This is a genomic window from Deltaproteobacteria bacterium (genome assembly GCA_003696105.1).
In the GTDB taxonomy this organism is placed as follows: domain Bacteria; phylum Myxococcota_A; class Polyangia; order Haliangiales; family J016; genus J016.
Genome location: RFGE01000184.1, coordinates 1 through 5,132, shown reverse-complemented (window position 1 = coordinate 5,132; position 5,132 = coordinate 1). Strand labels below are relative to the sequence as shown.

Genomic DNA, 5,132 nt, shown 5'->3' with positions numbered 1-5,132 from the left:
GTGTCGGGCGGCGGCGCGGCGTCGGGCGCGCCGGTGGCGGCGTCGGGCGGCGGCGCGGCGTCGGGCGGCGGCGCGGCGTCGGGCGGCGGCGCGGCGTCGGGTGCGCCGGTGGCGGCGTCGGGCGCGCCGGTGGCGGCATCGGGTGCGCCGGTGGCGGCGTCGGGCGCGCCGGTGGCGGCATCGGGTGCGCCGGCATCGCCGGCACCGACGCCGGAACCCGATGGGTCGAAGCTACAACTGCCAAGGATCGCGACCGCGGCCGCGACGAGCGACATGCGAGACCCCATCGGTACGACTCCCGGGGCAAATATGGTAGCACAACCGGGATGACCACCTACGACAGCGTCGTCGACACCGTCGGCCGGACGCCGCTGGTCAAGCTCCGGCGCGTGTCGGATGACGTCGGCGCCACGATCCTCGGCAAGCTCGAGTCCCGCAATCCGTGCGCGAGCGTCAAGGATCGCATTGGCGTCGCCATGATTCGCGACGCCGAGCGGCGCGGTCTGCTGTCCCCGGGGGCCACGATTGTCGAGGCGACCTCGGGCAACACGGGGATCGCCCTCGCTTTTGCCGCGGCCGCGCTCGGCTACCGTCTCATCATCACGATGCCCGAGACGATGAGCCGCGAACGGGTTGCGCTGCTGCGCATGTTCGGTGCCGAGGTCGTGCTCACCGAAGGCGCACTGATGCGCGGCGCCGTCGACAAAGCGAAGGAGATCGCCGAGTCGACCCCGGGAGCCGTCGAGTTGCGCCAGTTCGAGAATCCGGCCAACCCCGCGATGCACTACGAGACGACGGCGCCGGAGATCTGGGAGGACACAGGCGGGCAGGTGGACGCGATCGTGGCCGGGGTCGGGACTGGCGGGACGATCACGGGCGTCGGTCGATTCTTTCGCGAGCGCAAGCCGGACGTGCGGATGGTGGCGGTCGAGCCAGCGGACTCGGCGGTGCTGTCGGGCGGTCGGCCCGGGCCGCACTACATTCAGGGGATCGGGGCCGGGTTCGTTCCGCCGGTCCTCGATCGGTCCGTCATCGACGAGGTCATCGCCGTGAGCGAGCGCGCCGCGATCGACAACGCTCGCCGGCTTGCCCGCGACGAGGGCCTCCTCGCCGGTCTATCGAGCGGCGCGGCCCTGTTCGCGGCGATTCGGATCGGCCGGCGCAGCGAGATGCAGGGCAAGACGATCGTCGTCATCTTGCCGGACACCGGCGAGCGCTACCTGTCGACCGCGCTGGTCGACGACTTGCGCTGACGGGGTTACACGTCGAGCGGGTGCAGGCCGAACGCGGCGTGGCCGTCGATCGGTGCAGGTTCGAGCCACATCAGCAGCCGGCGGACGCTGCCATCCTCCAGATCGAACTCGATCATGCGGCGGATCGATTCGCCGGCGCACGCGCGCGCGAGATCCTGCTCGAACGTCTGCCAGGCGGCAGCCAGTGGCGTCGCCTGTACCTGAAGTCCCTCGACGGCAACCGCGACGCCCATCAGGAATTTGGCGAACGCGGCGTTGGCGACACTGATCGTTCCGGTATCGCTGAACATGGCGAGCGGCAGCCGGTTGTGGTCGAACAGCGCGCGGGCGAGTTCGTCGCGCTCGTTGGGAGTTCGCTCGACGACGATCTTCTTGGCGCCGCCGCGCCGCGCGCGCCGGCCGAAGCCGAGCATGTCCATGACCGTCCGCAGCTCGTAGATGAACGCGGACATGTCCTTGTGGCGCTCGGCCGGATCCTTCTTGAGCGCTTTGAAGATGAGCTGCTCCACCGCGGGATCGACCGGCTTGCCGAGCCGCGCCGAGGGCGACGGCGGTTGCTTTTCCAGGTGGCCGCACAGGATCTGGGCGACGTTGCCGTCCCACGGCACGCTGCCGGTGAGCAGCTCGTAAAACAGGATACCGAGCCCGTAGATGTCCGACTGGGGCGTCGGCGGTTCGCCGCGGATGCGCTCGGGGGCCACGTAGTGCGGTGTGCCGGACAGCGAGCCGGTGTGCCGCGCGGCGTTTGCACTGCGCGCGAGCCCGAAGTCGAGCAGCTTGACGATTTTCTTCGATCGCTGCGTCGTCGGGTCATCGCACAGCATGATGTTCTCGGTTTTGATGTCGCAGTGGATGATGCGGTGACCGTGGATGTACTGCAGCGCTTCGGCGCACTGAAGAAGGATGTCGCAGGCCGCGCGTAGGCTGAGTTGCTTTTCACGGTGGAGCACCTGCGACAACATCTCCCCGTCGAGGTACTCCATGACCATGTACGCGCCGTAGGCGTCGTCCTCGCCGAAGTCGACGACCGAGGCGATGTTCGGGTGTGCGAGCGAACTTGCGAGGCGGGCTTCGCGAAAGAACGACTCGCGCGCCTTCGGATCCTGCTGCGTCGACGAATGGATGATCTTCAGCGCGAAGGTTTTGCCGAGCTGGGCGTGAGTGACCTTGAACACCTTGCCCATCCCGCCCTCGCCAATGCGCTTGACCAGGCGGTACTTTCCGCCGATGAGCGGCGACTGCAACGGGGCCAGCGGATCGCGGGCGACCGCCGTATTCTGATCGTCGTGCAGCGCGGCGACCGCCGAGTCGGATGTGCGCCGGGCTGGCGCTCCGCTGCGCGGCGGCGGTGGCGGCGGTCGCGACGGCTTTCCGGCGCGGAGCGCCGGGCGCGTTGCGCGGTCGGCTGGTGACACCGGCAGGTTGACGAGGTCCGGCCGCGGGTCGACGGTCGTGGGCTCGCCGCGCACGGGCGACTCCATTCGCTCGAACGGCTCGGTCTCGAGGGGCAATGGCGGAACATCGGAGTCGTCGAACGCGTCGCTTCGGCCGAGATCGGCGGTGAAGCGAACGCCGGGCGTCCGCGTTTCGTCTTCGGGGGGCGGCAACGGGAGACTGACACCGGCCCCCCGTGCAGCGGGCCGCTTCGGCGGCTTCCGCGGTCGATCAGACACCGTGCGACATTGTAGGCGGGGCCGCGTCCGGCTGGCAATGGCGAGATCGGCGGTATGATCGCGCTCGGTGGACGGGACACCATCCGGCGGACCGGCGCTGGCCGCGGGGGTCGTGCTCGAGGACAAGTACGAGATCGTGCGGGAACTCGGGCGCGGCGCGATGGGGGTCGTGTACGAAGCGGTTCACGTCGCACTGGGCAAGCACGTCGCGATCAAGACGTTGCACCGCGAACTGTGCGGCGACGCCGATTTGCTCGCGCGGTTTCGCCAGGAGGCGCGCGCCGCGAGCGCGATCGGGCACCCAAACATCGTCGAGGTGTTCGACCTGGGGCAGGTGGGCGACGCCGCCTTCATGGTGATGGAGCTGTTGGCGGGCGCGACGTTGGCCGATGTGTTGGCGCAGTCGCCGGCGTTGCCGGTGCGGCGGGCGTGCCGGATCGCGTCGCAGGCACTGTCGGCGCTGGCGGCGGCGCACCAGCGCGGCATCGTGCACCGCGACCTCAAGCCGGAGAACATCTTTCTCGCGCGGCGGGGCGACGAGTCGGACTTCGTCAAGCTGCTCGACTTCGGCATCGCCAAGGTGCTGGCCGGCGTCGACCGGCCGCCGTCGATACGCGACACGCCGCGCCCGACGCAATACGGCACCGTCATGGGCACACCGCAGTACATGTCGCCCGAGCAGGCGCGGGGGCTGCCGATCGACGCGCGCACGGACATCTGGGCGGCGGGAGCCGTCCTGTACGAAATGCTCACGGGCCGTCCGCCCTTCGACGGGGACAACTACAACCAGGTGCTCGCGGCGATCGTGGACGGGTACTTCCCGCGGCCGCGCGACCTCGCTCCCCACGTGCCCGCGGAGGTCGAGGCAGTCGTGTTGCGCGCGATGGCGTACCGCCGCGAGCAGCGATTCGACTCCGCGATGGCGATGCGGCACGCACTGCACGCCGCCCTCCGCGAGGTCGCGGCCAGCGGCGGCCAAGCCGACGCGGCGTCCCGCGCGCCGGCGTCCGGGGGACTCGCGCTCACCGCGTCCGCCATCGGCTCCGGCGCGGGCGAGTCCGGCGTTGCCGCGTCGGCTGCGGCGCCGCCGCTGTCGCACGTGGCCGATGCCGCGGCCCCCCCGCCGGTGGACCCGGCCGGCGCGGCGGTGGACGCGCCGATCCGCGGCGCGGCGGGACCGCCGCCGGAAACGCCCGCATCCGCCGCGCCGCCCGATCCCGCCGTTCCGCCCGATGCGTTTGCGCCGCCGCCGGAGGAGCCGGTGCTCGCGCTCGACGTGACTCCGGTCGTGCGCCCCCGTCCCTCCGCCGGTGTGCCGCGTTCGTCGCGCCGCGTCACCACGGTACACCGGCCGAGTCGGCCCAGCACCGCCGCCCGGCTGGTCAAGGCGCTCGTCGTGCTCGGCCTCCTGGCCGGCGGGGCGGGCGCGGCCTATCGCTACGCCAGGCTCGGCTACGTGCTGCGTCCTCCGACGCCTCCTCCGTTTGCGCTGTCCCTCGCGCTCGTGCCGGCCGACGCGCGGGTCGAGGTAGACGGGGAGGTCGCCGTCACCCGCGAGCTGTCCCTCGATCGCGGCGTGGCGCACGAGTTGGTCATCGCAGCGCCCGACCGCTTGACGGTCCGCGCGAGGTTGGCGCCCGGTGCGGCGTGGCCGCACACGCTGACCCTTCGCCTCCCGCGGGCGATCGCGCCGCTCGCGCCGGGGGGCGGACCGCGGCGAGGGGACGCACCGGTGCCGGAGGGCGTAACCGCCGCCGACGTCGACCGTGCGATCGACAAACTCGACGCGTTCGATGCCTGCGCGACCGCGATCGCCGGGCCGCTTCGCCGCAGCGCCGATGCCTACACGGCGTCGACCCGCCGGGGACGCCCCGGTCCGCATCGCGTTCCAGACGTCGTCGTCATCGACGGCGCGGCCGTCTCCGAGTGCAAGCTGCGCGTCGACGCCGCGACGCGCAAAGCGCCGCCGATGCCGGAGGTCGACCGTGCCGGACGCGACGTCATCGTCGCGGTCGACGAGATCTCGCCGGTGTTGCGCACTGCCGCTGGCTACTACGAGCGCCGCGAGTATGACGCGGACGCGTTTCGCTACGGGCGCTCCGTCCATGCGGCGCTCCAGCGCGGGCTGGCGCGCGCGGTGGAGGCGCACTCGCGCCTGGTCGATGCGATCGCGGCCGAGCGCGACCGCTGGGACGAGGCGGAACTG

The 5,132-nt window shown here is 71.6% G+C and carries 4 protein-coding genes; 2 read left to right on the top strand and 2 right to left on the bottom strand.

All coding sequences use genetic code 11. The annotated features are described in order from the left end of the window. Positions 1-275: hypothetical protein (locus tag D6689_12195; GenBank protein ID RMH40999.1), on the bottom strand; the 275-nt coding region annotated here is incomplete at its 3' end. Between the two features lie 51 nt (positions 276-326). Here D6689_12195 and cysK point away from each other — a divergent pair. After that, a complete protein-coding gene (gene cysK / locus D6689_12190) occupies positions 327-1,253 on the top strand; it encodes a cysteine synthase A (protein RMH40998.1) in 927 nt (308 codons plus the stop codon). 5 nt (positions 1,254-1,258) lie between these two features. Here the strand turns inward: cysK and D6689_12185 are convergent, their stop codons facing one another. Then, on the bottom strand, positions 1,259-2,860 hold the full coding sequence (locus D6689_12185; protein RMH40997.1) for a serine/threonine protein kinase: 1,602 nt from the start codon (positions 2,858-2,860) through the stop codon (positions 1,259-1,261). 133 nt (positions 2,861-2,993) lie between these two features. Between D6689_12185 and D6689_12180 the strand changes: the two genes are divergently transcribed. After that, on the top strand, positions 2,994-5,132 hold a 2,139-nt coding region (locus D6689_12180; protein ID RMH40996.1), incomplete at its 3' end, for a DUF3829 domain-containing protein.

What these genes read in the sequence shown, in the direction of transcription:
- cysK (RMH40998.1), top strand. Translation starts at nt 327, where the DNA reads ATGACCACCTACGACAGCGTCGTCGACACCGTCGGCCGGACGCCGCTG.